The sequence below is a fragment of the Paenibacillus cymbidii genome (genome assembly GCF_004764705.1).
In the GTDB taxonomy this organism is placed as follows: Bacteria; Bacillota; Bacilli; order Paenibacillales; family NBRC-103111; genus Paenibacillus_AN; species Paenibacillus_AN cymbidii.
Window position 1 is genome coordinate 109,946 of sequence record NZ_SHLX01000018.1, and the last position, 26,910, is coordinate 136,855.

At 58.9% G+C, this 26,910-nt stretch carries 23 protein-coding genes; 2 read left to right on the forward strand and 21 right to left on the reverse strand.

The genetic code is table 11. From position 1 onward, the window contains the following. Positions 1-53 precede the first annotated feature (53 nt). The 19 genes from yycF to rpsF form a co-directional block, all read right to left on the reverse strand. On the reverse strand, positions 54-764 hold the full coding sequence (gene yycF / locus EXY20_RS23620; protein ID WP_135554583.1) for a response regulator YycF: 711 nt from the start codon (positions 762-764) through the stop codon (positions 54-56). A gap of 116 nt (positions 765-880) precedes the next feature. After that, complete coding sequence (locus EXY20_RS23625) at positions 881-2,530, reverse strand: peptidoglycan DD-metalloendopeptidase family protein (protein WP_135554584.1); 1,650 nt, start codon at positions 2,528-2,530, stop codon at positions 881-883. A 799-nt stretch (positions 2,531-3,329) separates the two neighbouring features. Next, positions 3,330-3,989: a hypothetical protein gene (locus tag EXY20_RS23630; protein WP_135554585.1), complete on the reverse strand. Its 660-nt coding sequence runs from the start codon at positions 3,987-3,989 to the stop codon at positions 3,330-3,332. A 554-nt stretch (positions 3,990-4,543) separates the two neighbouring features. Beyond that, positions 4,544-5,830 (reverse strand): adenylosuccinate synthase, encoded by a 1,287-nt coding sequence (locus EXY20_RS23635; protein WP_135554586.1) that lies wholly within the window; start codon positions 5,828-5,830, stop codon positions 4,544-4,546. A 143-nt stretch (positions 5,831-5,973) separates the two neighbouring features. Further along, positions 5,974-7,326: a replicative DNA helicase gene (gene dnaB / locus EXY20_RS23640; protein ID WP_135554587.1), complete on the reverse strand. Its 1,353-nt coding sequence runs from the start codon at positions 7,324-7,326 to the stop codon at positions 5,974-5,976. Positions 7,327-7,890: 564 nt separating this feature from the next. Continuing rightward, positions 7,891-8,337: a 50S ribosomal protein L9 gene (gene rplI, locus EXY20_RS23645; protein WP_135554588.1), complete on the reverse strand. Its 447-nt coding sequence runs from the start codon at positions 8,335-8,337 to the stop codon at positions 7,891-7,893. Beyond that, a complete protein-coding gene (locus EXY20_RS23650; protein ID WP_135554589.1) occupies positions 8,334-10,295 on the reverse strand; it encodes a DHH family phosphoesterase in 1,962 nt (653 codons plus the stop codon). Before EXY20_RS23650 ends, rplI begins: the two co-directional genes overlap by 4 nt. A gap of 107 nt (positions 10,296-10,402) precedes the next feature. Continuing rightward, complete coding sequence (locus tag EXY20_RS23655; protein ID WP_135554590.1) at positions 10,403-11,305, reverse strand: DUF2232 domain-containing protein; 903 nt, start codon at positions 11,303-11,305, stop codon at positions 10,403-10,405. Positions 11,306-11,505: 200 nt separating this feature from the next. Then, entirely contained in the window at positions 11,506-13,119 is a 1,614-nt protein-coding gene (locus tag EXY20_RS23660; protein ID WP_328592586.1) for a response regulator, read from the reverse strand. 11 nt (positions 13,120-13,130) lie between these two features. After that, positions 13,131-13,949 (reverse strand): carbohydrate ABC transporter permease, encoded by an 819-nt coding sequence (locus EXY20_RS23665; RefSeq protein WP_135554592.1) that lies wholly within the window; start codon positions 13,947-13,949, stop codon positions 13,131-13,133. A 6-nt stretch (positions 13,950-13,955) separates the two neighbouring features. Next, on the reverse strand, positions 13,956-14,882 hold the full coding sequence (locus tag EXY20_RS23670; RefSeq protein WP_235886166.1) for a carbohydrate ABC transporter permease: 927 nt from the start codon (positions 14,880-14,882) through the stop codon (positions 13,956-13,958). A 117-nt stretch (positions 14,883-14,999) separates the two neighbouring features. Further along, positions 15,000-16,397: an ABC transporter substrate-binding protein gene (locus EXY20_RS23675; protein ID WP_167859465.1), complete on the reverse strand. Its 1,398-nt coding sequence runs from the start codon at positions 16,395-16,397 to the stop codon at positions 15,000-15,002. A gap of 33 nt (positions 16,398-16,430) precedes the next feature. Further along, positions 16,431-17,408: a Gfo/Idh/MocA family protein gene (locus EXY20_RS23680; RefSeq protein WP_167859466.1), complete on the reverse strand. Its 978-nt coding sequence runs from the start codon at positions 17,406-17,408 to the stop codon at positions 16,431-16,433. Positions 17,409-17,620: 212 nt separating this feature from the next. Next, the gene (locus EXY20_RS23685; RefSeq protein ID WP_135554596.1) at positions 17,621-19,423 is read right to left on the reverse strand and encodes a cache domain-containing sensor histidine kinase; all 1,803 of its coding nucleotides are present in this window, start codon (positions 19,421-19,423) and stop codon (positions 17,621-17,623) included. Between the two features lie 167 nt (positions 19,424-19,590). Continuing rightward, entirely contained in the window at positions 19,591-22,065 is a 2,475-nt protein-coding gene (locus EXY20_RS23690) for a GH116 family glycosyl hydrolase (RefSeq protein WP_135554597.1), read from the reverse strand. Positions 22,066-22,122: 57 nt separating this feature from the next. Beyond that, entirely contained in the window at positions 22,123-23,139 is a 1,017-nt protein-coding gene (locus tag EXY20_RS23695; RefSeq protein WP_167859467.1) for a LacI family DNA-binding transcriptional regulator, read from the reverse strand. A gap of 186 nt (positions 23,140-23,325) precedes the next feature. Beyond that, positions 23,326-23,616 (reverse strand): 30S ribosomal protein S18, encoded by a 291-nt coding sequence (gene rpsR / locus EXY20_RS23700; protein WP_135554599.1) that lies wholly within the window; start codon positions 23,614-23,616, stop codon positions 23,326-23,328. Between the two features lie 25 nt (positions 23,617-23,641). Continuing rightward, positions 23,642-24,157, reverse strand: coding sequence for a single-stranded DNA-binding protein (ssb, locus tag EXY20_RS23705; protein WP_135554600.1), 516 nt, complete (start codon positions 24,155-24,157; stop codon positions 23,642-23,644). A 44-nt stretch (positions 24,158-24,201) separates the two neighbouring features. Beyond that, positions 24,202-24,489 carry a 30S ribosomal protein S6 gene (gene rpsF / locus EXY20_RS23710; RefSeq protein ID WP_135554601.1) on the reverse strand — a complete coding sequence of 96 codons (288 nt, stop codon included), beginning with the start codon at positions 24,487-24,489 and terminating at the stop codon, positions 24,202-24,204. Positions 24,490-24,763: 274 nt separating this feature from the next. On the opposite strand from rpsF, the gene EXY20_RS23715 reads away from it, so the two are divergent. Together EXY20_RS23715 and EXY20_RS23720 are read left to right on the forward strand one after the other, a co-directional pair. Beyond that, complete coding sequence (locus EXY20_RS23715; protein WP_407944935.1) at positions 24,764-24,961, forward strand: YjzC family protein; 198 nt, start codon at positions 24,764-24,766, stop codon at positions 24,959-24,961. 39 nt (positions 24,962-25,000) lie between these two features. Next, positions 25,001-25,252 carry a hypothetical protein gene (locus tag EXY20_RS23720; RefSeq protein ID WP_135554603.1) on the forward strand — a complete coding sequence of 84 codons (252 nt, stop codon included), beginning with the start codon at positions 25,001-25,003 and terminating at the stop codon, positions 25,250-25,252. A gap of 66 nt (positions 25,253-25,318) precedes the next feature. On the opposite strand, the gene EXY20_RS23725 is transcribed toward EXY20_RS23720, so the two are convergent. Continuing rightward, on the reverse strand, positions 25,319-26,200 hold the full coding sequence (locus tag EXY20_RS23725; protein ID WP_135554604.1) for a hypothetical protein: 882 nt from the start codon (positions 26,198-26,200) through the stop codon (positions 25,319-25,321). After that, positions 26,145-26,783, reverse strand: a complete 639-nt coding sequence (locus EXY20_RS23730) for an RNA polymerase sigma factor (protein ID WP_135554605.1) — start codon at positions 26,781-26,783, stop codon at positions 26,145-26,147. The genes EXY20_RS23725 and EXY20_RS23730 overlap by 56 nt, the downstream gene beginning before the upstream one ends. Positions 26,784-26,910: the final 127 nt, after the last annotated feature.

A 26,910-nucleotide genomic window follows, 5' to 3' on the forward strand; every position in this document is an offset into this window, starting at 1 on the left:
ATGGCGTCCCCGCGAACGCCAATGCCGACCGGGCCGGCGCGACGCCGCCTCCCCTACTTGGGATTGCGCATCGTATAGCCCAGCCCTCTTCGTGTCGTAATGTATTCCGGACGGCTTGCATCGTCCTCGATCTTCTCGCGCAGCCGACGAATCGTCACGTCGACCGTGCGCACGTCGCCATAATAATCGTAGCCCCACACCGCCTGGAGCAAATGCTCGCGCGTCATTACCTTGCCGCAGTTGCGCGCCATATAGTGGATAAGCTCGAATTCGCGGTGCGTCAGGTCGAGCTGCTGTCCGTCCTTGTACACGACGTACATGTCGCTGTCGATCAGCAGCCGGTGGATGCGCAGCCCTTGCGGTCCGGGCGGCGCCTCCTGCTCCTGCTGCACTTGCGCCTGCGATTGCCGGCGCAGATGCGCCTTCACCCGCGCCAACAGCTCGCGCGTGCCGAACGGCTTCGTGACGTAGTCGTCGGCGCCCATCTCGAGCCCGAGCACCTTGTCGATCTCGGAATCTTTGGCCGTCAGCATGATGATCGGCGTGTTGCGCTTGGCGCGCACTTCCCGGCAGACGTCGATGCCGTTCTTGACCGGCAGCATCAGGTCGAGCAGGATCAGGTCGGGGTCTTCGCTTAACGCCAGCTCCACCGCCGCTCCGCCGTCGTAGGCGCAGAGCACCTGGTAGCCCTCTTTTTCCAAATTGAATTTCAGTATATCCGCAATCGGTTGTTCGTCATCCACGACGAGTATTTTCCCGAACATTGGCTTCACCATCCGCAGCTGCTGATATGGGTATCGTTTGCTCCTATTCTAACACAAAAAGAGACACGACAGGAACGTTCCCGTTCCTACCGCGTCTACCATGTTTTAACTAATGCCTAGCGGGTTAAATATTTAAGAGGGTTCTCCGCGACGCCGTTGCGTTGCACTTCGAAGTGCAGATGCACGCCGGTCGAATCGCCGGTGCTGCCCATGATGCCGATGACTTCGCCCTTCTCGACGATCTTGCCGACGGAGACGTTCAGCTTGCTCATGTGGCCATACAACGTGCGATACCCGTTCATGTGATCGATAATGATATGGTTGCCGTAGCCGCTGTCGTAACCGGAGTAAACGACTTTGCCGTTGTCGGAAGCGAGAATGTTCTTGTTCGGACTCGTGAAATCCAGTCCCTTGTGCAGCGCACCCCAACGATAGCCAAAGCCGCTGGACAGGCTGGCCGACAATACCGGGTAGGCAAACTTGCCGGTGCCTTCGCCGAGCACGACCTTCGTGCCGCGGACAGCCACCGCCTTGACCGGCTGCTCGATCACTTCTTCGCCGATGACTTGTTCGTCTGCCATCAGACCGTTGACCTTGGTGACGTTGATCGTCACCTTCTTCAGCCCGTTCTTGCCGGGGCTGACGACCTTGGTCGTGCCGGCGCGCATCGTGTCGTCTTTCTGGTATTCGGTATCGTACTGGATTTCCTGGTTCTCGACGACCTTCTCCACCGTGCGAACCGACAGCGTCGGCTGCAGCACCGTCAAATCCATCACTTGCCCAACCTTGATCTTGTCGTCGACGATCCAGGGGTTGTTATTATAAATGGCCTGCTTGGAAATATTGAATTTCTTGGCGATGCAGGAGATGCAGTCGCCCGATTGCACGACATATTTGGTCGGCTGCACGTCGCCGGTGACCAGCTTGTTCTGCAGATCGTTCGGATCCTGCAGGTCGCTCGGCTCGATATCCGCCGCCACCACTTCCACCTTCTGGACAAAATCGGCCGACTGCAGCTCGGACTCGCCAACGTTCAATTCCTTGGCCGGTGCGGACAGCACGCTCACCTTGGCCGCGCCGTCGGACTTCTTGCCGGTGTACTGGCTCTTGATCTGCTCCAGCATCTGATCGGCTTCGTCCTTATCCTTCATCGTTCCGATCAACTTGCCGTCAACGAACAGCTTCACGCCAACCGCGTGCGACTTGATCAGACCGTCCAGCCCTTTCAGAGCGGCTTCGTCGTCGCTGGTGATTTTGTAAGCCTTTTCACTCCGCAAGACGATTTCGTTCGTATTGAGCACCATGTGAACGTTCGGATTTTCCTGCTCGACTTGCTTCACTTTGGCGATCTTGTAGTCGTCCACGACTTGCGGACTGCTGACAATTCCCGCCTCCTGGCCGCCGACGAGCACGTGATACACTTCGAAGGTGTTCGCCTTCACATAATAATCGCCGCCGACCGTCAGAGCGGTCGCCAGTCCGAACGCCCCGGCGCTGCCGAGAATGGCGTTGCGGTACACGCGGAACTTGGAGTACGTCTCGCGCGTCAGGCTGGATTGCTTAAGCTTGTTGCCCGTTTCCGCTGCGAGCGCGGCGGACTTGGCCGAGAACCGTTGTATCGATACGAGTGCGAATAAGCGTTTTTTGGCGGGTTGATCCGTGTCGGTTGTCGGGCCGTTCAAGCGTTTGGAGCGGATCTTCTCCACGGCGCCGGCGAGGGCGTCACGTCGGTCTTTGATCCATTGGAACAACTTGAAACCTGTCATGATGGTCTCCTTTTCGTCAGGATGGAGGTCATGGGCGGGAGCATCGCGGCTCACGCGCCGTTCCGATAGCGGAAAACAATGGCAAGATCCCGGGCACGCACCGCAAAAAGCCGGAAGAGACGACAATAGCCGCCTCATTCGGTACGATGCGATTCTCACGGAAACGAAGCGGCGATGCTTGGCATTTCCGGGAAACGACGGCGCGACCTGCGCGAACGCTGCCGTTCCTAATGAGGAGCAGAATCTCCGAATCAAGACGTTGCATGTACATTTCCGGTATGTCCGGGTGCTGTCGATATCGTCATGCAGGTAGGGACGGAACGGGCGGAAACCGCCATCCGTGCGCTTGCATGTCGTGCAGAAGCGGCCTGTCTGGGTAAGACGGGGAGCCGTTCAACTTGTCATGGAAAAGAATGTACTTGTTTAGAGTACCACGGGGGACTTCTTTTATCAACCGTTTTCACCGCCTAAATAGGAGTAATTGACTAGAAAATTCTAAAAATTTCCCTCGATTCGACGAAAAGAGACAAAGGATTGCCGGGGCGCTGCGCCGGAAAACGGGCGGATTAACGAAGTAGGCGAACGGGTTGCGAAGGGCTTTGAATGCGCTTTCTTTCGGTTGCGAGGGAAAACGCTTACCCCGGTGCGGGTAGCGGCGTCCGAGGCATGAGCTTGCGGATGGGCGAGCGGCAAGATCGGGGACGCGGCTTGGTCGCATCCATTCCTCCGAGCGAACGGCTTGCCAAAGCCGAACGCCGGAGCGCGGATTTTTTGTCGATTTTGTGACGACTCGCTGAAATTAGTACTTCTGAAGGATATCGAGCAGTTTCTGATACTCGCCCGGTTGAAGCCGGTTCTCGACGATTCGCTCCACCTGGCCGAGTTCATCTTCGGTTATGCCGTCTTCGACCATGGCGGACAACTGCTGCAGCTCGTCCTGCGACAGACGCGCGATCAGCAGGGAGAAGATCGTCATGCTGTCTTCTTCGGTCAAATTGTCTTTCGCCCGCAGAAACTGATCGGCCGACATGACCAACTCCCGCTGCTCCGTCATGCCGGACCCTTGCGATCCGCTGCGCCCCATGACCGCCAGCGCATCGTCGCCCGGCTGCTTCTGCGCCGCCGTACCGCCGCTGTTGCCGCTCCCGGCCTCGCTTCCCGCAGGCGTCGGGCTGGGGCTCCCGGCCGCATTTGCGTTTGCGGAGGCGGAAGTGCCTTTCGCCCCGTTTCCGTTGCCGGCGCCATTGCCGGAGCCCAAGCTTTTCATCAAATTGTATCCTTGCGTCAATCGCCCAACGAGCTCGGGCAAGTCCACCTGCTGTACACCTTCAATCGGCAACTGGGCGATAATCTTCTCCACATACATGCTCACCGTGACCCATGTAATATATAGCGTCAGGCCGGCAATCAAGATGCCCGCCACGAGCAGCTTGCTGATCCAGTTCAACCATCTGAGCAATCGTCATTCTCCTTCCGTTCCTTCATGTGCTAGCGACAAATCTGCCTTGCAACTGTAAAATTGCGCCAGTTACCAGTATTGACCGATTTGTTGCGTTTTAACGCGGCGGACGGAGGGGGAACGCGGCACAAGAGAAATTTGTGGGTGACGGGTGGGGCACTGGAGCGTCGAAGGGAGATGTGATGAAGAGGTGGCGGATAGAAGAGCGGATAGCGACAGAGGCAGACTGTTACGGGTCAGTGCCAGACGGTGGACGGATGCGCAATTGAGGCGGTGAAGCGGATTTTGGCGGATAGACGTGTGGAAGGAACCATTCGGGGCTTGCGGGCGGCGGCAGACGGAGTGCTCGCGGCGGTGATGCCTGCAAGAGTGGCGATGATCGAACAAACGGATAGCGGCGGAGACAGGTTACGGTGGACAGCGCAGGATCAGCGAGCGTAAGCGATTAGCTTCATTGAGAAATAAGCCATTTTTTACTGGCTATTTCGTCCCCCACAGAAACAGAAAATGCCTCCAAAACGGGCAACTTGCACCCGTTCCGGAGGCTTCTTGAATTATGCGTACACCGGGCGAACCAGGTTCGTTTGCTCGCGGTTGCGGCCGACCGAGAAGATCGCGATCGGGATGCCGGTGAGCTCCGCCACCCGTTCCACGTAGCGGCGCGTATTGGCCGGCAGATCGGCCAGCGTGCGCGCGCCGGAGATGTCCTCGCTCCAGCCGGGCAGCTCCTCGTACACCGCTTCGCACTCCGCCAGCATATTCAGGCTGGCCGGGTAGTGCTGGATCACTTCGCCGCGATACTTGTAGCCGGTGCAGATCTTCACCGTCTCCAGCCCGCTCAGCACGTCGAGCGAGTTGAGCGACAAGCCGGTGATGCCGCTGACGCGACGGGCATGGCGGACCACAACGCTGTCGAACCAGCCGACGCGGCGGGCGCGTCCCGTCGTCGTGCCGTACTCGTTGCCGACTTCGCGGATGCGGTCGCCGGTGGCGTTCAGCAGCTCGGTCGGGAACGGGCCGTCGCCGACACGCGTCGTGTAGGCTTTGGCGACGCCGACGATCTGGTGAATTTTCGTCGGGCCGATGCCGGCGCCGTTGCAAACGCCGCCCGCAGTCGGGCTAGACGAGGTAACGAACGGATAAGTGCCTTGGTCGATATCGAGCATGACGCCTTGCGCGCCTTCGAACAGGACGCGGCGGCCATCGTCGATCATATCGTTGAGCACGACAGACGTGTCCGTGACATACGGACGCAGCACTTCGGCATAGCCGAGGTATTCGCGGAGAATCGTTTCCGCATCCAGCGCGTCGGCGCCGTATACTTTCACGAGCAGTTCGTTCTTCTCGGCCACAAGCTTGCGCAGCTTGCGCTCGAATTCGGCGGCGTCCATCAGGTCGGCGATACGCAGTCCGTTGCGGGCTGCCTTGTCCACGTAGCAAGGGCCGATGCCTTTGCGGGTAGTCCCGATTTTGCCATCTCCCTTGCGTTCTTCCTCAAGTCCGTCCAGCAGCAGATGATAAGGCATGATGAGATGAGCGCGGTCGCTGATTTTCAAATTGTCGGTCGAAAAGCCGTTCTCGTGAATGTAGTTGATCTCTTCGATCAAAGCCGCCGGGTTGAGCACCAGGCCGTTGCCGATGACGCAAACTTTATTCGTATAGAAAATTCCCGAAGGAATCAAGTGCAGCTTATACTTCTTGTCCTGGATCAGAATCGTGTGCCCGGCATTGTTGCCGCCCTGGTAACGCGCCACCACATCGGCCGACTCCGCCAGAAAATCGGTGATCTTGCCTTTCCCTTCGTCTCCCCACTGCGTTCCTACAACAACTACCGTTGACATACGCATACCTCCGTCAGGCACAGGATGCCCCATTTTCAGCACAGCAATTCCAGTGTATCAGTCAAGCAAGATAAAGTCAACGAAAACGAACGATCGCACAGGTTGCTGTACGATCGTTCGGATATTGGCTTATAAGAGCAAAATCAGTAGCCGGAAGCCGCGTCCTGATGCGTCCGATCCAAACTTACAAACTTGTTGAAGTTCTTCAGAAACGCCAGCTCGACCGTGCCGACCGGGCCGTTCCGCTGCTTGGCGATGATGATTTCGATGATGTTCTTCTTCTCCGACTCTTTGTCGTAGTAGTCGTCGCGGTACAGAAACGCCACGATGTCGGCGTCCTGCTCGATCGAGCCCGATTCCCGCAAATCGGACATCATCGGCCGCTTGTCCTGCCGCTGCTCGACGCCCCGCGACAGCTGCGACAGCGCAATGACCGGCACTTCCAGCTCACGGGCGATCTGCTTGAGCGTACGCGAAATTTCCGATACTTCCTGCTGGCGGTTGTCGCCTTTGCCGCGGCCGGCGATCAGCTGCAAGTAGTCGATCAGGATCATGCCGAGCCCTTTCTCCTTCTTCAGGCGCCGGCATTTGGCGCGAATGTCGGTCACCGTCACCGACGGCGAATCGTCGATGTAGATGTTCGCTTCCGACAGCGCGCCGATCGCCATCGTCAGCTTCTGCCAGTCGTCGCCTTCGAGGTAGCCGGTGCGCATCCGCGTCGCGTCGACGTTCGACTCGGCGCACAGCATCCGCTGCACGAGCTGCGCGGCGCCCATCTCGAGCGAGAAAATCGCGACCGTCTCCTTCTCGCGCACGCCGACGTTCTGCGCGATGTTGAGCGCGAACGCCGTTTTGCCGACGGACGGACGCGCGGCGACAATGATGAGATCGGACCGCTGGAAGCCGGCCGTCATCTTGTCGAGGTCGCGGAAGCCGGACGCGATGCCGGTGGTGCCGCCCTTATTCTGCGACAGAAACTCGACGCGCTCGAACACTTCCATCAGCACGTCGCGGATGGCGACGAAGCCGCTGCCGCCGCGGCGTTGCGAAATTTCGAGAATGCGCCGCTCCGCGTCGCCGAGCAGCTCGGACGCCTGATCCTCGGCGGCGAAGCCGCTGCTGACAATCTGCGTTGCCGTGCGGATGAGCCGCCGCAGCAGCGATTTCTCTTCGACGATCTGAGCGTAGTAGTCGACGTTGGCCGCAGTCGGCACCGCCTGCGCCAACTGTGCCAGGTAGTTGACGCCGCCGATGTCGTCCAGCTGCTGCTTATCCTTGAGCCGCGACGTCAAGGTGACCAGGTCGACCGGCTCGCCGGCCTCCGCCAGCTCCATCATCGCGGTAAAGATGTGTTGATGCGACGACCGATAGAAGTCGTCGCCGCCAATGCGCTCCATCGCCGCCGTCAGCGTTTCGCTGTCGAGCAGGATGGCGCCGAGCACGGCTTGCTCGGCTTCTACATTTTGCGGGGGAACGCGGCTGTCGAGTAAATCCACGCTTCTCGCATCCTTTCGTCGCTTGCTTGCCTTGCGCCTGCCGGTCTCCTAACGCGTGGAAAGAACTTGCCGAATTCCCGCTGAAGATGCACGACAGCTGACAGATCGTATCAATAGGGTCCGAACAGGATCCGATGGAGGGTTTCTACGAATATAACGCTTGTGTATTCATTTCGGCATATCATATAGGGGAACCAGAGGCGTGCTGGGGATGCTCTTCATGCTGAGCAGGCCGATTCTCTCCGTGCAAAACGATGCCACCCATGCTTCCTCCACAAATAGCCCACAAAAAATGGCTTATTTGCCCCTTTTAGCTCGTTTCGACGACAATAGCCAGTGAAAACACTGGCTATTGCGACCAAACAACCCGAAAACCGAACTTTTCTAAGAAATAACCAGTGATTTCACTGGTTATTTCGTTACTGTCGTCCATTTTTCACGAAATAGCCAATAAAACAGGGCGTATTTCGAATCTCACTCTTTTCGAGACGGGTGCTGCCTGCTAAACTCGCCCCACAGCGTCGCATGCGCAACAGCCGAAGCGACGAACCGGGTCACCTTCCCCTACTCCTCGGTCACTTGCACCTTCAGCGTAGCGTTCACATCGTGATGCAGCTTGATCGGCACGTTCGTTACGCCCAGCGTACGAATCGGGTCGTTCAGCGTCATCTTCCGCTTGTCCACGACAAGCTTCGTCTGCCGCTCCAGCTCCTCGACGATCTGCTTCGTCGTGATCGAGCCGAACAGCCGTCCGCCTTCGCCCGCCTTGCCCTTGATCTGCAGCGTCAACTCGCCCAGCTTGGCCGCCAACGCTTCCGCATCCGCCTTCTCGCGGTCCTTCTTCTTCTGCTCCGACTGCTTCTGCTGGTCAAGCACCTTTATATTCGAATCCGACGCTGCCGCCGCATGACCGTTCTTGATCAGAAAATTCACCGCGTATCCTTCGGAAACTTCCTTCACTTCGCCCTTCTTGCCCTGGCCCTTGACGTCCTTGAGAAAAATCACTTTCATTCGAACAGCCCCTCCTCCGCTTGTATTTCCGCCAGCACCCGCTTCAGCTTCGTTTCCGCTTCCTGCACGGTGCCCGCCAGCTGCGCCGCGGCGTTCGTCAAATGGCCGCCGCCGCCGAGCCGCTCCATCACCACTTGCACATTGATTTGCCCGAGCGACCGGGCGCTGACGCCGATCTGTCCATCCAGCCTCTCCGAAATGACGAAAGAGGCCATGATGTCCGTCATATTCAACAATGTATCAGCAACCTGGGAGATCAGCAACTGCGAATATTTGCGGTTCGGCTCCGTCACTGCCAGCGCCACGTGGTCGTACAGAATCTCAGCCCGCTTGATGACCTCTGACTTGTTGACGAACGAAGCCAGGTCTTCCTTCAGCAGCCGCTGAATCAGCGCCGAATCGGCGCCGTGCCGGCGCAGGAACGACGCCGCCTCGAACGTGCGCGCCCCGGTGCGCAGGCTGAAGCTCTTCGTATCCATCGTGATGCCCGCCAGCAGCATCGTCGCTTCCAGCGAGTCGAGCGCCACCCGCTCCTGCACGTACTGCAGCAGCTCGGTCACCAGCTCGCAGGTCGACGAAGCGTACGGCTCCATGTAGACGAGCACCGCGTCGTTGATGAACTCTTCGCCGCGGCGGTGATGGTCGACGACGACCTTGCGCTGCGCCACCTGCAGCAGCTTCGGCTCGGCGACGAGCGACGCCTTGTGCGTGTCGGCGACGACCGCCAGACTGCGCGGCTTCATCAGCTGCAGCGCCTGCTCCGGCGTAATAAACCACTTCTTCAGCTTCTCGTCCTGCTGCACGACCTCCATCAAGCGCTGGATCGACGGGTTGACGCCTTCAATGACGACATAGCCCTGCTTGCCGCATTGCTCGACGACCTTCTTCAGGCCGATCGCCGCGCCGACCGAATCCATATCCGGCAGCTTGTGCCCCATGATGAACACGTTGTCGCTCTCGCGAATCAAATCGCGCAGCGCGTGCGCAATGACCCGCGCCCGAACGCGCGTTCGCTTCTCCACCGCATTGGAGCGTCCGCCGTAGAACGACAGCCGCTGGCCGACCTTGACCGCCGCCTGGTCGCCGCCGCGCCCAAGCGCCATGTCGAGACTGGACTGCGCCAGTGAGCCGAGCTCGATCAGGCCGGCCGCTCCCGCACTTACGCCGATGCTGAGCGTAAACGGCACCTTCAGCTCGATCGTCGAGTCGCGCACTTCGTCGAGAATATCGAACCGCGTCTGCTCCAGCTGATGCAGTCCCTTCTGATCCATCAGGATAAAGAACCGGTCGGACGACGTCCGGCGCAAATAAATCTGGTGCCGCGTCGCCCATTCGCTGATTTCCCCGGCTACCTTGGCCAGCGTAATGCTTCTCGTCTGGTCGTCCATCCCTTGCGTCGCCTCGTCGAGATTGTCGAGCATGACGATGCCGATGGCGATCTTCTCTTCCTGATAGCGCCGGTACAGATCCGATTGCGTCGTAATGTCCTGGAAGAACAGCAGCCGCTCCTCGGCCTTCACTTGCACCTGGTACAGCTTCTTGCCGATCGTAATATCGAGCCTGGCTTCCTTCTCCTTGCGGTTCTTGAGCATCGGCAGCACATCGTGCAGCGGCTCTCCGATGACCGATTCCTTCTCCAGCATCTTCGCCACATACGGATTATGCCACTCGACGACCCGCTCCTCGTTGTACAGCAGGATGCCGATCGGCAGCTCCGTAATGACTTCGTGACTCGCCCGCTTCACCCGATGCGACAGCGTGCCGACATAGCGGTTCAAATCTTTGCGGAACGCCCGCTCGGCCATGATCGTGTAGTACGCAAGCCCGGCGCTGATCAGAAGCGCGACAATGCCCAGAATGAGCTGATAAGCGGACAATACGGCGACCAGCACGATCATGAACACGAACGCCCACAGCATGTGCAGCCCGTGCCAACGCTTGAGCAGAAACTTCGGCATGCCCTTCGTCTCCTTATCTGGAATGGGGCGTCCCGCGCCGAACAGGCGCTGCCCGGCATTATGGCGCGCCGCCGGCAGCTTGGCAGGTGCAGCTCCCGCAAATCAAGCTATGATTTCTTCGCGATCTTCTCGCGAAGCGGGAAGACGACATCCAGCAATCCAACCAGACAGAACAAGTAAATCGCGGGGCTGATCAGGATCATGACGATCACGCTGACGATCGGCAGCGCCCTGCCCCAGCCTTTGATATGGCCAATATAAGCGAACAGCGAAACGGCCTGCACGGCAAAAGCGGCGGTCAGCAGCGGAGCGAGATTGACGGCGATCATCGACATCGTCGTATCGGCGCCCGGGTCGACGGTGAATTCGAGCACGACCGCAATCAGCAGGTACCATACCATCGACCGCGGCAGCTTCCAGTTGCGCAGCGGCGGCAGCGCCGGCAGCGTCTCGTTCGAGCGGCGCATGATCCAGCGGGTAATCGCATGCGAAATGATAATGTAGTACACGGCGAAGGAAACCATGAAAAGCGGAATGATCTTCACGATCAAGGTGGTGAAGTTGCTCGGAATCAGCTCGCGGGCAACCGGCGGAAGCGTCAGAATCATGTCGTCGACGTAGGACTCGAGCGACGAGATCGGGTTGCCGCCGATGGCGTAGCTGATGGCCAGCATCAGCAGAAACTCGGCCAGCAGCGCCAGGATGCCGGCGATCACGGCGGTGCGGGCGTTGCGTTTCTTGTAATAATAGCCCATCGCAATGACCGGAGGCAAAAAGAACAGCGCCACGATCATCAGCACCAGGCCGGCATTCACGTCAATAATCAGGAGCACCGCCATGACGGCTGCGTAGAAAAAGACGAATCGCCGCGCATCGAGCTTCATGAACAGCACAATGGCGGGAACCATGACCAGATTGATCGTGATGATGTTGAAAGACGTAAAAAAACTGTACAGGAGCAGCACGTAAAGCACCGACCACAAGTACGGCTGCCAGCTTTTTATTTTCAATCCGCGTCACCTCAGAGGTATGTACTACCGGCATTCCACACTTGGAAAAAAGCTTCAGGCTTCGGAAACGTGGCCTTGCTGATTTGCTTCGATAATTATAACACAAAAAAAGGGACGCCGTGAGAGGGGGAATTTGGCCGATTTGCGGGGACGGGCCGTAACGAGACGGGGATGCCGCGCCTGAAGCCGCGAGCGGCGGCTCAGCGCAGCTCGCGGAATTCGCCGGGCAGGACGCCGACGTGCTTTTTGAACAATTGGCTGAAATGCTTCGGGTTCTTGTACCCGACCTTCTCCGCGATCTCGTACAGCTTCGCTTGCGGATCGCGGAGCAGCAGCGCCTTCGCCTGCTGCAGCCGGTGCTCGATGACGAACTCGGTGAACGTCATGCCCGTCGTCTGCTTGAACAGATCGCTCAGGTAGCTGGCGTTCATGTACAGCTCGTCGGCGATATCGCGGATCTGGATATCGGTGGCGTAGCGCTCGGCTACGATCGTCTTTACTTGTTCGATGATTTTGCGGCTCTTGAATTTGCGGCTGCCGACGATCTGCTCGGTAATGTGCGCCATGCTCTGGAGAAACCACGCCTTGACCGTGTCCATGTTGGTGAACCGCAGCGGATGCGCCTGGGCGTCGGCGTCGAGCCGGATGATCTGCTCCAGATTGCTGTTCATCTCCACGACGAGCCGTTTGAAGGCGGCCAGCGTTCGCGACGAGATCATGACGATGTGGTACAGATTGCTCAGCCGGTTCGTCTCGAACAGCCCTTCCGCCAGCTGCTCCGTCAACCGGTGCACGTCGTCCAGCTGGCCCGACTTGAACGCGAACAGCAGCTTGTGCTCCAGCGCGTACGGGTATTGGATCATGTGGTCGTTCTCGTCGACGTCGCGGAAGCGCACGACCGGCCTGCCGGTGCGCACCGCCCAATCGTGGTTGCAGATGCTCTGGTTGAGCGCCGCCGCAATGTCGGCCGGCTTCGAGCACGCCTCGCTCAGCCCGAACAGCGGCCCTTTGCCCGTCTGCTCCGTCTGCGCCGCCGCGGCGATGTCCGCCAGCGCCGCCTCCAGCCGATCGGCAAGGCCGGCGCCTTCCGCGGTCCAGACGGCCAGCACGAGGAAGCGCTCCTCGAACGACACGTCCTCCGCGCGGATTCCCGCTTCTTCGCCGAGCACGGACGCGACGCCGCGCTTCGTTTCGCCCCAGCGCGCGTCGTCCATCCAGTCCGGCTGCGCCGCCGTCACGACCGCCAGCTCGCCGATGCGCAGCCCCGCCTGCTCCAGCTCCCGCCGCACCTTCGACTCGTCGTGGTCATAGCCGAACAGCAGCCGCGCGAACATCATGTTCGTCATCAGCTGCCGGTTGCGGGTAATCTGCTCCTGTTCGATCAAGTGGCGTTTGCGGCTCTCGACGGCTTGCTCCGCCTGGGCGATATTGTCGATCAGCTCGTCCGGGTCGACCGGCTTGAGCAAATAATTGAGCGCGCCGAACTTGACCGCCTTGCGGGCGAATTCGAAATCCGGATACGAGGTCAAAATCAGGCATTCGCACGTCAGGCCGAGGCGGGCCATCTCCTCGATCATTTCGATGCCGTTCATATCCGGCATCATGATATCGGTGATGACCAGATCGACGTCTTCCGTTTCGAGCAGAGCCAGCGCTTCCTTGCCGTTGCCGGCCTTGCCGGCGATCTGCCAATCGCGCCCGGATCGGCCGACCAGCGTCTCGATCCCTTTGAGCACCATATATTCGTCATCGACGATCAGAATACGGATCGGACCCGCCTCCCTTCGATTCGCGCTGCCAAGCGGCCCAAACAGCCGTCAGCCGGTCAGCCTTTGATCGCGCCGGACGTAATGCCGGAAATGTATTGCCGCTGGATCGCCAGAAACAGAATGACGATCGGCAGCGAGCTGAGCACCACGTTGCTGAACTTGGCGCCGATATTCGTGGAGAATTCGTCGTCCAGCAGGCTTACCGCCACCTGCAGCACGTATTTGGACGGCGACGATATGATCGTCAGCGGCCACAGGAAATCGTCCCAGACGCCGAAGAACACAAGCAGCCCGATCGTCAGCAGCGGCGCCTTGACCAGCGGCAGCATGATCTGCGCGTAAACGCGGATCCGCGAGCAGCCGTCCATGACCGCCGATTCCTCCAGCTCCTTCGGCAGCCCAAGGAAAAACTGGCGGAGGAAGAAAATCGAATACGCCGAGCTGAGCGACGGAATGACGAGCGCCCGGTAATCGTCGACCCAGCCGAAATCGCGCATCAGGATATATTTGGGCAGCAGCAGCACTTCGGCGGGAACGACGAGCATGGCGATGACCGTCAGGAACAACAGTTCCCGCCCCGGGAAGGCGATGCGCGAGAAGCCGTAGGCCGCCAGCGAGTCGAACAGCAGGCTGCCGAGCGTGATCGTCACCGCCAGGAACGCGGTATTTCCCAGGTAATGAAAGAATGGCGTATCGAACATGACCGCCCGATAGTTTGCCGTCGTGAAGCGGTCCGGCCAGAACATATTGACGCCCATCAGCGCGTTGGGGGTGAACGATTTCAGCACCACATACACGAGCGGGAGCAGCACGACAACGACAAGGAGCAGCAGCATGGCATATTTGAGCGCGGCGCCGGTTTGTCTGACTACCATTATGCCTCACTCCTCGCTTTTCATAAACTTGTACTGGATGAACGAGATGGCGACCACGATGAAGAACAGAATAACCGCCATCGCCCCGGCGTAGCCGAAGTCGCTCATGCGGAAGGCCGACGTCCAGATGTACTGCACGATCGTGCGCGTCGAGTCGGCCGGGCCGCCGCCGGTCATGACGATGATCGGCGTGAACAGCTTGATGCAGTTCATCGTCGACACGACGATGACGAACAGCATCGTGCGCCGAATCTGCGGCAGCGTAATGCGGAAGAATCGCTGCCAGGCGTTCGCGCCGTCGATGTTGGCCGCTTCCTGCAGCTCCTTCGGCACTTGATTGAGCGCGGCGATGAAGATGACCAGGTACCATCCCCACGATTTCCAGATGCTGACGAACGCGATGCTGAGCTTGGCCAGCTTCGGATCGGTCAGGAACCGCTTCGGCGCGATATGGAGCGCGCCCAGCCAGTCGTTGACGACCCCGGAGTTGGTGTTCAGCATCTCCTTCCAGAACATGCCGACGATGACGAACGACAGCACGACCGGGATAAAATATATCGTCCGGAAGAAGCTCGGAAACTTGATCCGGCCGCACAGCAGCACGGCGATGAACAGCGCCAGCGCCGTCTGCAGCGGCGTAATGACGAGCGGAAAGTAGAACGAATTCCACAATGTTTTCAGAAACAGGTGATCGTCGAACGCGCCGCTGTAGTTTTCGAGTCCGATGAATTTCGTATGCTGCACGCCTTCGATCATGCGATACCGGTTCATGCTCATCCAGAACACGCGAATCGAAGGGTATACCGTAAAGAGGAACATCACGATCATGGCCGGCAAAATAAACAAATACCCGTCGCGATACTGCGCCAGTCGATGACGCGACGGAAGCCGCCTTTTTCCGCTGTTTGCCGCTTGACCGATTCCCGCTTCCATCACCCAGGCGTCTCCTTCCTTGCCGCGCGCCGGCAGACGGGAAAAAGCGGGCGGCCCGCTTTTCCCCATCGTCCGATATGGTCGGCTTTGCTTATATCCCTCTTGCCGTGCCGGCGTTTACTGCGCGTACTTCTTGAGCGCCTTGTCGATGTTGTCGACCGCCTTGTTGGCCAAATCCTTGACGTTGCCGCCGTAGGCGATCGAGCTCATCATTTCCGCAAAAATCGGCGACACCTCGGCGTATGCCGGCGTAACCGGACGGGCGCGGGCGTTGTTCATCTCTTCTTTCGCCATGCTGAGCGGATATTGCGCCAGATCGGTGCGCGCTTCCAGCGTGCTCTTGCGCGACGGGATGAAGTTGAACAGCTCCGTGAACTGCTTGTGGCCGGCCTTGCCGGTGATGGCGTTGATGACTTTCCAGGCGGCGTCCGGGTTTTTCGACTTCGCGTAGATGCCCACGTTCCAGCCGCCCGACGAGCCGTACTGCTTCTCGCCTTTCGGCAGCGGCATGACGCCGTATTTGATATCCGGGTATTTCGTGTTCAACGTTGCCGTAGTGCCGATGTTCGAAATGTACATCGCCAGCTTGCCGTTCTCGAAGCCGGACTGGTCTTTCGTAATCGCTTCGAGCGGCGACACTTTGTATTTCTGGTAGAAATCCTGATACTCCTGAAGCGCGGCAAGCGTTTTGTCGCTGTTCAGATAGCCGTTTGCCGTCTTGTTCTGCGGATCGAGCACCTCGCCGCCGTGGTTCCACACCCAGAGGAAACGCGTGAACGAAGCGCCTTCCGTGCTGTTGTCGGGAGCCAGCCAGCCGTCCGGGATCGCGCCGTATTGCGTGATTTTGCCCGATGCGTCGGTAACGGTCAGCTTCTTCGCGGCGTCCAGGAACTGGGCGTACGTCCAGGCGTCGGACACCTTCGTCGGCACGTTCGTAATGCCCGCCTTGGCGAACAAATCCTTGTTGTAATAGAGCACGAGGCTCGAGTCGTGCAGCGATGCGGCGTAAATTTTGCCGTTGTAGCCCGTCTTGTCCTTGGCTGGCTGCACATAATCGTCGTAATCGGCTTTATCCCAATACTTGTCGAGCGCCAGCAGCGCGCCGCTGTAGGCGTAGTTGGACGTGTACACGCCGTCGACGTCGAACATGTCGGGCGCATTGCCGCCGCTGATCGCGATGCGCAGCTTGTTCTCGTAATCGGCCGCCGGCACCGGAACGATGTCGAGGTCGATTTCTTTCAGCAGCTCGCCGAGCATCTTCGACTTGATCAGATCGACCTGGTCTTGCGTGCGGATCGTCCAGTAGGTCACTTTTGTTTTGGCGCCGGTGCTCGGAGCCGCACTGGGCTTCACCGATGCGGCGGCGCTTGGGCTCGAAGCCGCTTGCGTAGCCGCCGGCGATGCCGACGCGCCGCCCGTCTTGTTGTCCTTCGAGGAGCAGCCCGTCATCGCCCAGACGATGGCGGTTATGAGAAGCAGCAAGCTCATCCGATACTTGCGATAGTTGCGAATCATGCGAATCCCTCCTATTGTGATCGGCATTACAACTTACAACGACTCGTAGGAAACGGCTTCGATGGCCCCCGTCTCCGCGGAGCGTTTGATCGCCTCGTACAGCACCATCGTTTTGTAGCTTTCGTAAATGTTGGAGCGCGTCGTCCGCCCTTCCTTCACCGCGGCGAAGAAATCGGCGATTTCGGCAAAATGTCCCGTGTCGTACCCGCTGTCGCCGCCGCTGACGAACGTTGGGGGCTCGCGCCATTCGGACGGTTTGCCGTTCTCCGTAATGCGCCAGACGGACGAATTGTGGATTGTCATGAAATTGCCGCCCGCTACCGACAGCTCCACTTCCTCCGTCGGCACCGTAAACGAACGCGCGTCGTTGAAGCTGAGCGAACCGACCGCGCCGCTGCGGAACTTCACGCTCACCGCGTACGCGTCCTTGCCTTTGGCGAAACTGCATACCTGCTCCGCGTCTCCGAACAGGTAAGCGGTTACATCGATCAGATGGATGGCAAAATCGAGCAGAAACTCGTTGCGCGGCACCGTGTTGTGATAGAAATCCGACGCATAGTCGACGGATAACGATACATACTGGCCGGCGTCGAATCCGCCCAGCCATTGCTTCGCCCGGCTGTACGCGTGGTTGTAGCGCTTCTTGAACGCCGTCGTGCACAGCACGCCCGTCTCCCGCGACAATCGCGCCAGCTCCAGCGCCTCTTGCGCGCTGGGCGCCGGCGGCTTCTCCGTGTAGACGGGAATGCCGCTCCGCATCAGGACAGTCGCCAGCGCGTGATGCTGCTCCGGACCGATACATACGATAACGGCGTCGGGCCGCTCCCGCTCCGCCATTTCCTCCGCGTCGCCGTAGGGAGTGCCTCCGTACAAGTACGCTTTTTCCTTCGCCTTGTCCAGATCGAGGTCGCATACGCCCACCAGCTTGCCTCCCGCCGCCGCGAGATACGGATAAATGCGTTTGGACGCCAAAGCGCCGCAGCCGACTACAGCAATGTTCAATCCGTTCATATCCGGTTCCCCCTGTGCCGCCATTTATGGCGCTTGCTGCATTTAACACCCGCTGTTGCGGACCAAATCTTGTTGCGGCAAGCTGCCTTCCGGGCGTGATTGGTGTTGCGCGATCCCCCTTTGCGGATGACTTGCCCTTGCTTCCATTGTAGGAGCCGGACCAATCCGGGGGAATGACACTTGAATTGGAAAAGGTTCGCTTGCATTGGGACTTATTCGTCCGCCCCTGCCGCAGCCGGCAGCGTCAAGGTGACGGTTGTGCCGAGCCCGGGTTCGCTGGCGAAGCGGATGCCGTATTCGTTGCCGTAATATAGCGCCATGCGCTGGCTGATGTTATGGATGCCGATGCCCGTGCTGTTGCTCGAGCTGAAAGATTGGCTCCGCTGCAGGCTGTCCAGCGTCTGCCGGTCGATGCCGCCGCCGTTGTCGCCGACTTCCAGCGTCAGCGTGCCGTCCCGCACCTGCCCGCGGATCGTGATCGTGCCTTCCTCCCGCTGCTTGAAGCCGTGCATGACGGCGTTCTCCACGATCGGCTGCAGCAGAAACTTGCAGACGACAAGCTCCATCACCTCCGGATCGATGTCGACGACCAGCTCGATGCGGTCCTCGAAGCGGGCTTGCTGGATTTTCAAATAGTTGTCGATCTGGGCAATTTCTTCGCGCAGCCGCACCGGCTTGCCGCTTTCGGCGATGTTGTAGCGCAGAATCGACGTCAGCGCGCGCACGAGCTTGCTGATGTCGTTCTGGTTGTTGATGACCAGCTTCCAGTTGATCACGTCAAGCGTGTTGTATAAAAAGTGAGGGTTGATCTGCGCCCGCAGCACCTTCAGCTCGGTTTCCTTCTGCTTCAATTCGGCCTCGTAGCTCTCCTGAATCATCCGGTTGATGCTGGCGATCATGTCGTTGAACGTATCGTTGATTTTCTGGATTTCGTTGTAGCCTTGCTGCACGGGCAGCAAGCTTTGGCTGCTGTCGAGCTTGATATTGCCGATGCGGATGCCTTTCATTTTGCCGACGAGTTTGGTCAGCGGCCGGGTGATGCTGCGCGACAGCATGGCGGCGAGAATGAGCGCGATCGAGATGCCGATCAGATTGACCAGCAGGAACATCTGCTGGATGCGCTGAAACGGCGAAACGATTTCGCTGAGCGGCGTAGCGGAAACGACATACCAGCCGGTATAGTCGGATTGGCTGAACGCGGCGAGGACGTTGGCGCTGATCGTGCGGGTGAAGTTGGCCGGAGCCCCTGGCTCGGCCAGAAATTGGGCGTATTCGGGCGCGGCTTGCTGGCCGATTTCCTTTTCGTTGTCGCTGTAGATGACGCGCCCGGTCGGATCAAGCAAATAGTGCGCCTTGCTCTTCCCATTGTCGAGCTGCCGCATCACTTGCCGCAGCTTGCTGTAATCGACTTCGATCACCATATCGCCGATCGTGGTGAAGGTGAATTTGTCGTATATTTTGCGGGCGGCGAAGAACGTCATCTTGCCGTTGTCGGCGGCGTGGCGGAGGACGGAGCCGGTGAACACCATGCTTCCCCCCTGGTAGTCCTTGTTGCTGCGGTCCAGCGCTTCCAGCGTCGGCAGCATGCCGTTCATATCGTCAAAATAGTTCCCGAACCGGATCGGAAACGAGTTGTTCTCCACGAATTGGATGGAATAAATATCGTCGCGGGGCGTCATCAGCAGCGTGAGGTAGTTGTACAGCTCCGACCGGTCCTTCGAGTCGACGCCGTTCTGCTCGTAGTACACCATGATGTTGCGCACGTTCGCGTTCCACATGATCGCCTTCGACAGCGTTTCGATTTCCTGCATCCAGGCGTCCAGCTTGGCGCTCGTTTGCTGCGTGGCCGAGCTGGTATAGTCGCCGACGAGGTTTCTGGTGTAGGACTGCATGTACGTATAGAGAAAGAAGCTGCACGCGATAAAAATAATGACAATCAGCGACGCATAATAGACGAAAATTTTCGTCTTGATGCTCGTCCCGTACAGTCGGTTCCAGGCGAATCGGCCCAGCATGGATGCGTCCCCCTTCGCTGCTCTCGCAAGTCGGCATCCTCATCATACAACGATTCAACACTGTTGAACATCGGCATTTTTTTGGCGTATGGCTACATGAAAAAAGCCGCCCGCGAGGGCAGCTTCAGTTGGTTTGGCGGTTGTACATGGCGGTGCATGGCGGTGCGTTAGCCGAAAATGATGCGGTCGACCTCGATGCGGCCGGCGGTCGTTTCGACGAACGGCTCGCCGTCGCGGATGCCGGCGATCCCATAGCCGGCGGCCGTGGACAGGAAGCTGCGGAAATCGCCGTCGGCCTGCGGCTTGATGTACAACGTGCGCTCGCAAGCGTCGTAGCGAATGCCGCTCCACGCCTGGATGAGTCCGTAGGAGGCAAGCGCGCGCGCATACCAGTGGCCGCATTCGTACTCGTCGAACGGGTTGCGGTCGCTTCCGTCGTAACGGTCGCGGCAGACGCGCACGATGTCGAGCCCTTCTTCAACGCAGCCGATGGCGATCAGGTGCGACGCCACTTCGTATTCGATGCCGGTCCACACTTCGTTCGAGTAGACGAACGGCAGCGACAGCTGCCCGCCCTTCGGCCATGTGCACAACAGCAGCCCGCCTTCCCGGCCGAACGCATAACCGGGGCGCTGGGGATTGGCATGCTCGGACAAGTCGCGTTTCAAGTTGTACTTGTACACGCTGAGCAGATGGCGGCGTACCTTGTCGCGGTCGAGGATGTCGCCGAGGCCGCACATCTCGGCCAACCAGGCGCCGAACAAGCCGTCGGACAGGCAGCCTTTGCCGTACTGGTACTTCGGCCCTTCGCGGCGCAGCAGCTCCAGCGCTTCCGGCGAGTAGCCGGCGTCTGTTGGGGCAGGCGTACGCAGCCCTTCCCAAACGACATGCTGGTCGAAATAATCGCCGTTGAACAGCTCCGTCTCCAGATACGTTCGGCCGCGCTGATAAAGCGTTTCGTAAGCCGCTGCGGTTTCCGCTTCGCCCCGGGCGTTCGCCATTCGCGCGGCCGCCTTCAAGGCGCCAAGGTACACCGACGAACACATGCCGTCCGCGCCCCAAAACTCGATGTCGTACGTATTATGATGCGGTTCGACCAGCACGCCTTGGCGCTGCGGATCCCACGACTCAATGCAATAGTCGAGGCTCGCCTTCACCTTCGGCCACAGCCGCTGCACCCACTCGTCGTCGCCGCCGATCCGCCACTCCCGGTATACCTTCATGATACCGCCGAGCTGACCGTCGCTGGCGGCATGGAACCCGTGCGTCGCCGGCGAGATCGGCAGCGGCACGCGGAAGTTTTGGTGCCCGCGCTCGTCCTGGCCTTCGTGATGTTCGGTCTCGCGCAGCCCGCGCTCCAGCTCCGGAAACAAATGCGCGATCGCTTGCGCGTAATTCCATACGTGCGTACACGTGCCGTGGCAAGAGCCGCCCTTATCGTGGCAGCCCTCCCATGCCCACATGCGCCCGTCGTGCTGCCGCAGAATCGTCGGCGACTTGAGTATGGCGAGATTCGCCGTCACCGCTTCCGTCAGCTCCGGCGGCATCGTCGTTCCGTACATCGTGTCCGCGAACGCGGCGCTTTCGGCGCGCAGCCGGTCGTACTCGCGGTTCCAGTGGCCCGCAGCCTCCTGCACATCCGCAAATCGTCGCGCGTACCAGGGCACGTAGAAATGGTCGGCTTCATACGGCGCGTTCTCTTTGACGCCCGCCGCTCTGACCGGATCGGCCGGTTGACCCGCGGCCAGACGGGTTCGCGGCACATACCAGGAGAGCTGCAGCTTCACCGTGCGGCTCTCCCGGGGCGCCAGCGACAGCGGAACGTACAGACTGCCGCCCGGGCTGGGATCGCCTTCGGCAATCGGCGGCTTCGCCTGGGACTCTCCCGACTCGACTGTATTCCAAACCATCGTCACCGGATCGAACCAGCCGCCGCGGAACCAGGCGTGGTCGACGCGCACCGCCGGCTCGCTCGTGCGAACGGCGAAGGAACCTTCCTCCCACGGCTTCTCCACGGTCGCCGGCTGATGCAGCACGAAGCCGCCTTCAATCGGCAGCGTGCCGTGCGACTTTGCGCCGGCCGACATGAAGTTGGCGGCATGGAACGAGAAGACGAGCTCGACCGGTTCGTTCGTCACGTTCGTAAACGTATATTCAAGCGCTGCCGCCGGCAAGCTGGAATCGTCGAGCTGCAGCGGAATCAACGGGCTCCAGCCGGTAATCGCCGCCGTGATCGGCAGTTGCGGATCGCTCAGCGCAACGGTGCCGAACGGAAAGCGCGCCGTGAAGGCGCTCGCGGCAAAACGCGGCAGCCCGTAGTGCTTGCCGGAATGCCCGTTGCTGGCGCCGCCGAAGCCGGGCGCCGTCTTGCCGAGCACCTTCCAGCGCGGCACCTGGCTTTCCAGCACGCGGGCGACGGCGGCGCCTTCCATGCCCTTGACGCAGACAGCCGCGAACATCAGCGGCTCGTGCGCAACGTCGGGCGTATGGCGCAGCGACACGTGCGAGAAGCCGCCCGTCCCTTCCAGAGCGATCATCCCCGCGCCAAGCCCGCCGAGCGGGTACGCGATTCTTTCATTGCGGCCGTCCCGGTAGACGGCGTTGTAAGGCGATTGAGGCGATTGCAGTGACGATGTCCCCATAAGCGATCCGTTCCTCCTAATATAGGAAGTTTAGCTTGCTAAACTCTCTCTACTAATCTATGGATGGTCCACCAGCCAGCCGGGAATGACGAACCGGCCGCTCATCATATTGCCCTTGAGCCCTTCCAGCAAAAACCGTACCGCCATCTGCCCCACCTCTTGACGGGGAACATGCACGGTGGCGATGGGGGGCTCGACGTCGCGAATGGCCGCGATGTCGTCGCAGCCGACCAACACCACATCTTGGCCATGCGCGAGGCCCATGTCTTTCAAGGCTTCGACGGCGCCGAGCGCCGAGCGGTCACTGACGGCAAACACCGCCGTCGGCCGCTCCTCTAGCGACATCAGCGCTTTCATTTCCTCGTAGCCTTTGACGAACCGCCGATCCACATTAGTCGCGATCAGCGACGGCTCCAGCGGCAGCCCGTGTCCGGCCAACGCGGCGCAGTAGCCGGCAAACCGGTCCACGAGCGGCTTGTATTTGGCCGGCCCGCTGATGAAGCCGATGCGGCGGTGGCCCAGCGCGATCAGATGTTGCGTCGCCAGGAACCCGGCGCCGTAGTGATCGGCGTGAACCGATGCGGCGTGCCCGCGGTGCGTGTAGTTGTCGACGAGCACCAGCGGCACGCCCGTATGCTGCAGACGCTCCACGAACGAGTCGGTGATTAACCCGCCTCCGATCGCAATCAGCCCGGACGCGCCTGCCGCCGCCTGCAGCGGATCGCTGTCCGCCCGCACGAACGACAGCATCATGTCGATGCCGGCCGCTCTGCATTCCTGCTCGATCCCCATGATGATTTCGCTATTGTACGGATCGGTCGTGAACAACGCATCCGTCTCTTCAATCAACAACCGCACAAACGGCCGGTCGCTCTTTCCTGCGGCGGCGCGTTCACCTGAATCCGGCTGGACTCCCCCGAGCTCGGACAGCGCCGCTACAATCGCTTGCCTCGTTTCCTCCATGAACGAACCTTTCCCGTTGAGCACCAGCGACACCGTGGCCGGCGAGAACCCGGTACGATCGGCGATCGCTTTGACCGTCGGTTTCTTTTTCCGTCCCTTCATTTCCGTCATGCACTCACCTCTGGAATCATCATAAATCGCCATCGCTTTCTTGTAAATAGATTTAGTAAATATTTATTAAATGTTTATTCAATTTCCGATTTAAGAAGCAGCCGCCCCTCCTCTCTGAAAAGTCAAAAAGCCAGCCGATCCGGACTCGCATCCGGGCGACTGGCTTTACTTTTGCGATACGTCGACTTATTCTGTCGTGTAAGGCAGCAATGCGATTTGACGAGCGCGTTTGATCGCAATCGTCAGCGCGCGTTGGTACTTCGCGGAAGTACCTGTGACACGACGGGGCAAAATTTTGCCGCGCTCGCTGATGAATTTCTTCAGCGTGTCGATGTCTTTATAGTCAATGTGAGTGATCTTGTTTACCGTGAAGTAGCAAACCTTGCGGCGCTTGTTGCGTCCGCCTTTGCCGCGTCCGCCGAACTTGCGCTCGCCGCGGTCTTCGCGATCGTTGTTCTCTCTCGGTTTGAAAGCCATGCTGTTGTTTCAGTCCTTTCTCTCGTTAAAATGGCAAGTCATCATCGGAAATATCGATCGGCTTTCCGTCATCCGCGAAAGGATCGTAGTTGTCCCGCTGAGAGCCTCCGCCGCCGCTATTGCCGCGGCCTCCGCTGCCGTTACCGCTTCCACCGCCTCCGTAAGATGGCGGCGGTACATCGTCGCGATTGGCGACGTTTCCGCCTCCGCCTTGAGCGTTGGGTGACTCGAGGAACCGTACGTTATCGGCAATGACTTCGGTCACATAGACGCGGCGACCTTCGTTGTTGTCGTAGTTGCGTACTTGAATTCTGCCTTCTACCGCGGTCAGTCGTCCCTTGCGCAAGTAGTTCGCACACGTTTCGGCCAGTTGCCGCCACGTCACGATCGGTATGAAATCGGCTTCCCGTTGTTCCTTTTGCTCCCGGTTGAACGGACGGTCTACGGCGATCGTAAACTGGGTCACCGCAACACCGGCCGGCGTATAGCGCAGCTCCGGATCGCGAGTCAGTCTGCCGATCAGAATCACACGGTTTAACATACGACATCCTCCCCCACTGGCTTCCTTCTGAAAGCTAGCATCGATTAAGCAACGACATCATTGACGATGAGATAACGGATGATTTCGTCGGAAATCTTCATCACCCGTTCAAGCTCGGCAACAACTTCAGGTGTTCCATTGAAGTTAACCAGGACATAAATCCCGTCGCGAAACTTGTCGATCTCATACGCAAGACGACGCTTGCCCATCACGTCGGATTTCGTAATTTCGCCGCCGTTATTAATGATGGCTTGAAATTTCTCGATAGTGGCCTGAACAACTTCCTGTTCCACATCCGTACGAATGATGTACATCACTTCGTATTTACGCATGTTCGATTCACCTCCTTTTGGTCTGAGCGGCCCCCTTCACGGACGGTGCAGCACCGCATGCCGGACGGGCATGAAAGGGAGCAAGGAGCGAGGCTTTGCATAGGTTCAAAAAACTCGCACCCAAATACTATATCAAACTGAGTGTCAAATAACAAGTCGAAGTCTTCGCGGCAGCCGCGTGCGGACGGGCGGGCGGGGCTCCTATATTTGCCTTTTGGCGCGATTACATGCTTTCGGTCATCCCGGTTCATATTAACCCTAATACGACCAGGAGGTGAATCGTTTGGGAGAGCGTACCGAATTTCGTCCCGGTGAAGAAGTGCCCACGGATGGGACATACGTGGAGATTGGCGAAAACGATTTTCACATGGGCATTATGAACCCTCAATCCGTCAAGTTGAAGAAGGGCAGTTCGTTTCCGAACACAAGCAACCACAATCGCAAGTGGACCAAAAAATCGACGCCGCACTGATCCCGAGCCGCAAGCCGTATCCGGAAGAGGTGAAAACCTATGCGCTTGTTCGCATCCCTGTTTACCGTGATTGGAGCCGTCCTGAGCTTGATCCATTATGCCGGCCTCGATCCGAAGAATATGCTGCTGTTCTCGTTCAGCGTGCCGCTCTGGTTCGCGCCGCTCTTCGCCGATATCAACAGCATCAACATATTCCTTGCCTACGCCCTGACAGTGGCGTCCTGGTTCGTGATGGGCTATATTGTCGACCGGCTCGTCGAACGCAGCCGTATGCGCCGTACGAGCCGGTAATCGGCACGTTCCGACCCGGGCGGGCTGCCTCAGCCTGCCTCCCGGCAAGCCTGTCGCAGCCCCCGTCTACCCTCCGATCAGCGATAATGCCAATTCGACCATACGCTCGCGCGACAACTGCCCGCCGGTAAGATCGTCCAAGCGATAGTAACTATCGCCTTCACCCCAAGAAATTCGTTGTACATCGCTGTCTTTTCCCTTCAAATAAAATGCTTCCACCGCCTCGTCGACGCGGACTTTTTCCATGTTCAATTCATTCATTTCGTTGGTATAAATCGTCTGGCCCGGCAGATGAAACCACACAGTTAAGGCTACTTCATAGCCGCGTTCGTCCTTATAGCTTGCGGAATAGCCAACCGTCCGGCCAAGCGGTACCGTCCGGTAGCTGATCTCTTCCGTTGTCTTCGAATCTTCCGCGTGATACTCTCCCGCTATCCCGCCGTTCAACTCATGTATGAACGATCCCGATTGAAACGCGAACCCCTGCCCGATTTCGTTCCGCGGGGCATAGTTGCCGGCTTCGGCGGCAAACTGCGAATAATCGGCATACTGCCGCTCATTTGCAAGGCCGATATAACGATCCTGACGCTTCAAATAAAAGATAGCCGCCTGTCCTTCGGCGAGCATCCGCTGCAGCGCCGCAGTGTCGACTCCGGCAACCGGTTCGTCGCCCGGCATGAAGCTTCTGTATTCCAAGGCAAGCGATCCGTCAGGGGCAAACAGTTTCCACGAATCCGCCGCAAAACCGAAGCCGCATGCAAAAATGACGGTCGCCGTCATCAAGGCAGCGTACCCCGCTTTGGCCCGCTTTGACTTCGCTGCCGGTTGCTGCGCCTCTTGTTTGGGAGCGATCTCGCTTTGGCTTCGAATGGCGTCCATGATTCGTTCCGTTCTATCGATGCGGGGCAACCGATCTTCCCACAATTTCAGATTCTCGCGCCAATCCATAGGCTACCTCCTCCTCCTCGTCCATCTCCATTTCGCCCCAGATTTTCTTTAGCTTCGCTGTGGCTCGTTCCACTCTTTTGCGCAATGCCGCGGGGGACTGGGGAAAAGCTTGTCCGATTTCCTCATACGATCTTCCTTCCATTACGCGAAGCACAATCAACGATCGTTCGGCAGCCGTTAGCCGCCGGAGAGCCAGCAAGCTTCGGGCCAAATCTTCCTTGCGGATCGTTGTCTCAACCCCTTCAGCCGTGTTTTCGCAACCGAGCGGCTTGAGCAGTTTGGTCAACAGCGCCGCCCTCTTCCGTTTCTTGAGCAGGTTCAGGCAGTGATGATAGGCCATCTTGTACAGCCACGCCGAAAAAGACTGATGGTACGCATACAGCGACAGCTTCTCGTATGCTTTGATCAGCACGTCTTGCATCGCATCCTCCGCTTCCTCCCGCTGCATGAGCAGATGATAGCAATAGACGTACAACCGCTGCTGATACTTTTCAATCAGTGCCGCGTACAGCTCGACTTGCCCGTCCCTGACGGCACGGACCAACACTTCGTCGGACACTTCGTCTGTCCGTTCCTGCTCCATCGCTCTCCCTCCTTTCCGATTTATCTATATAACACCCCAACTGATCGTTTGTGACGGCCTTTCAAGCCGTAATAAGAAAAGCTTCTATCGAAGCAATTCGAAGAAGTTGGCCCGGCTTTAGCGGTAA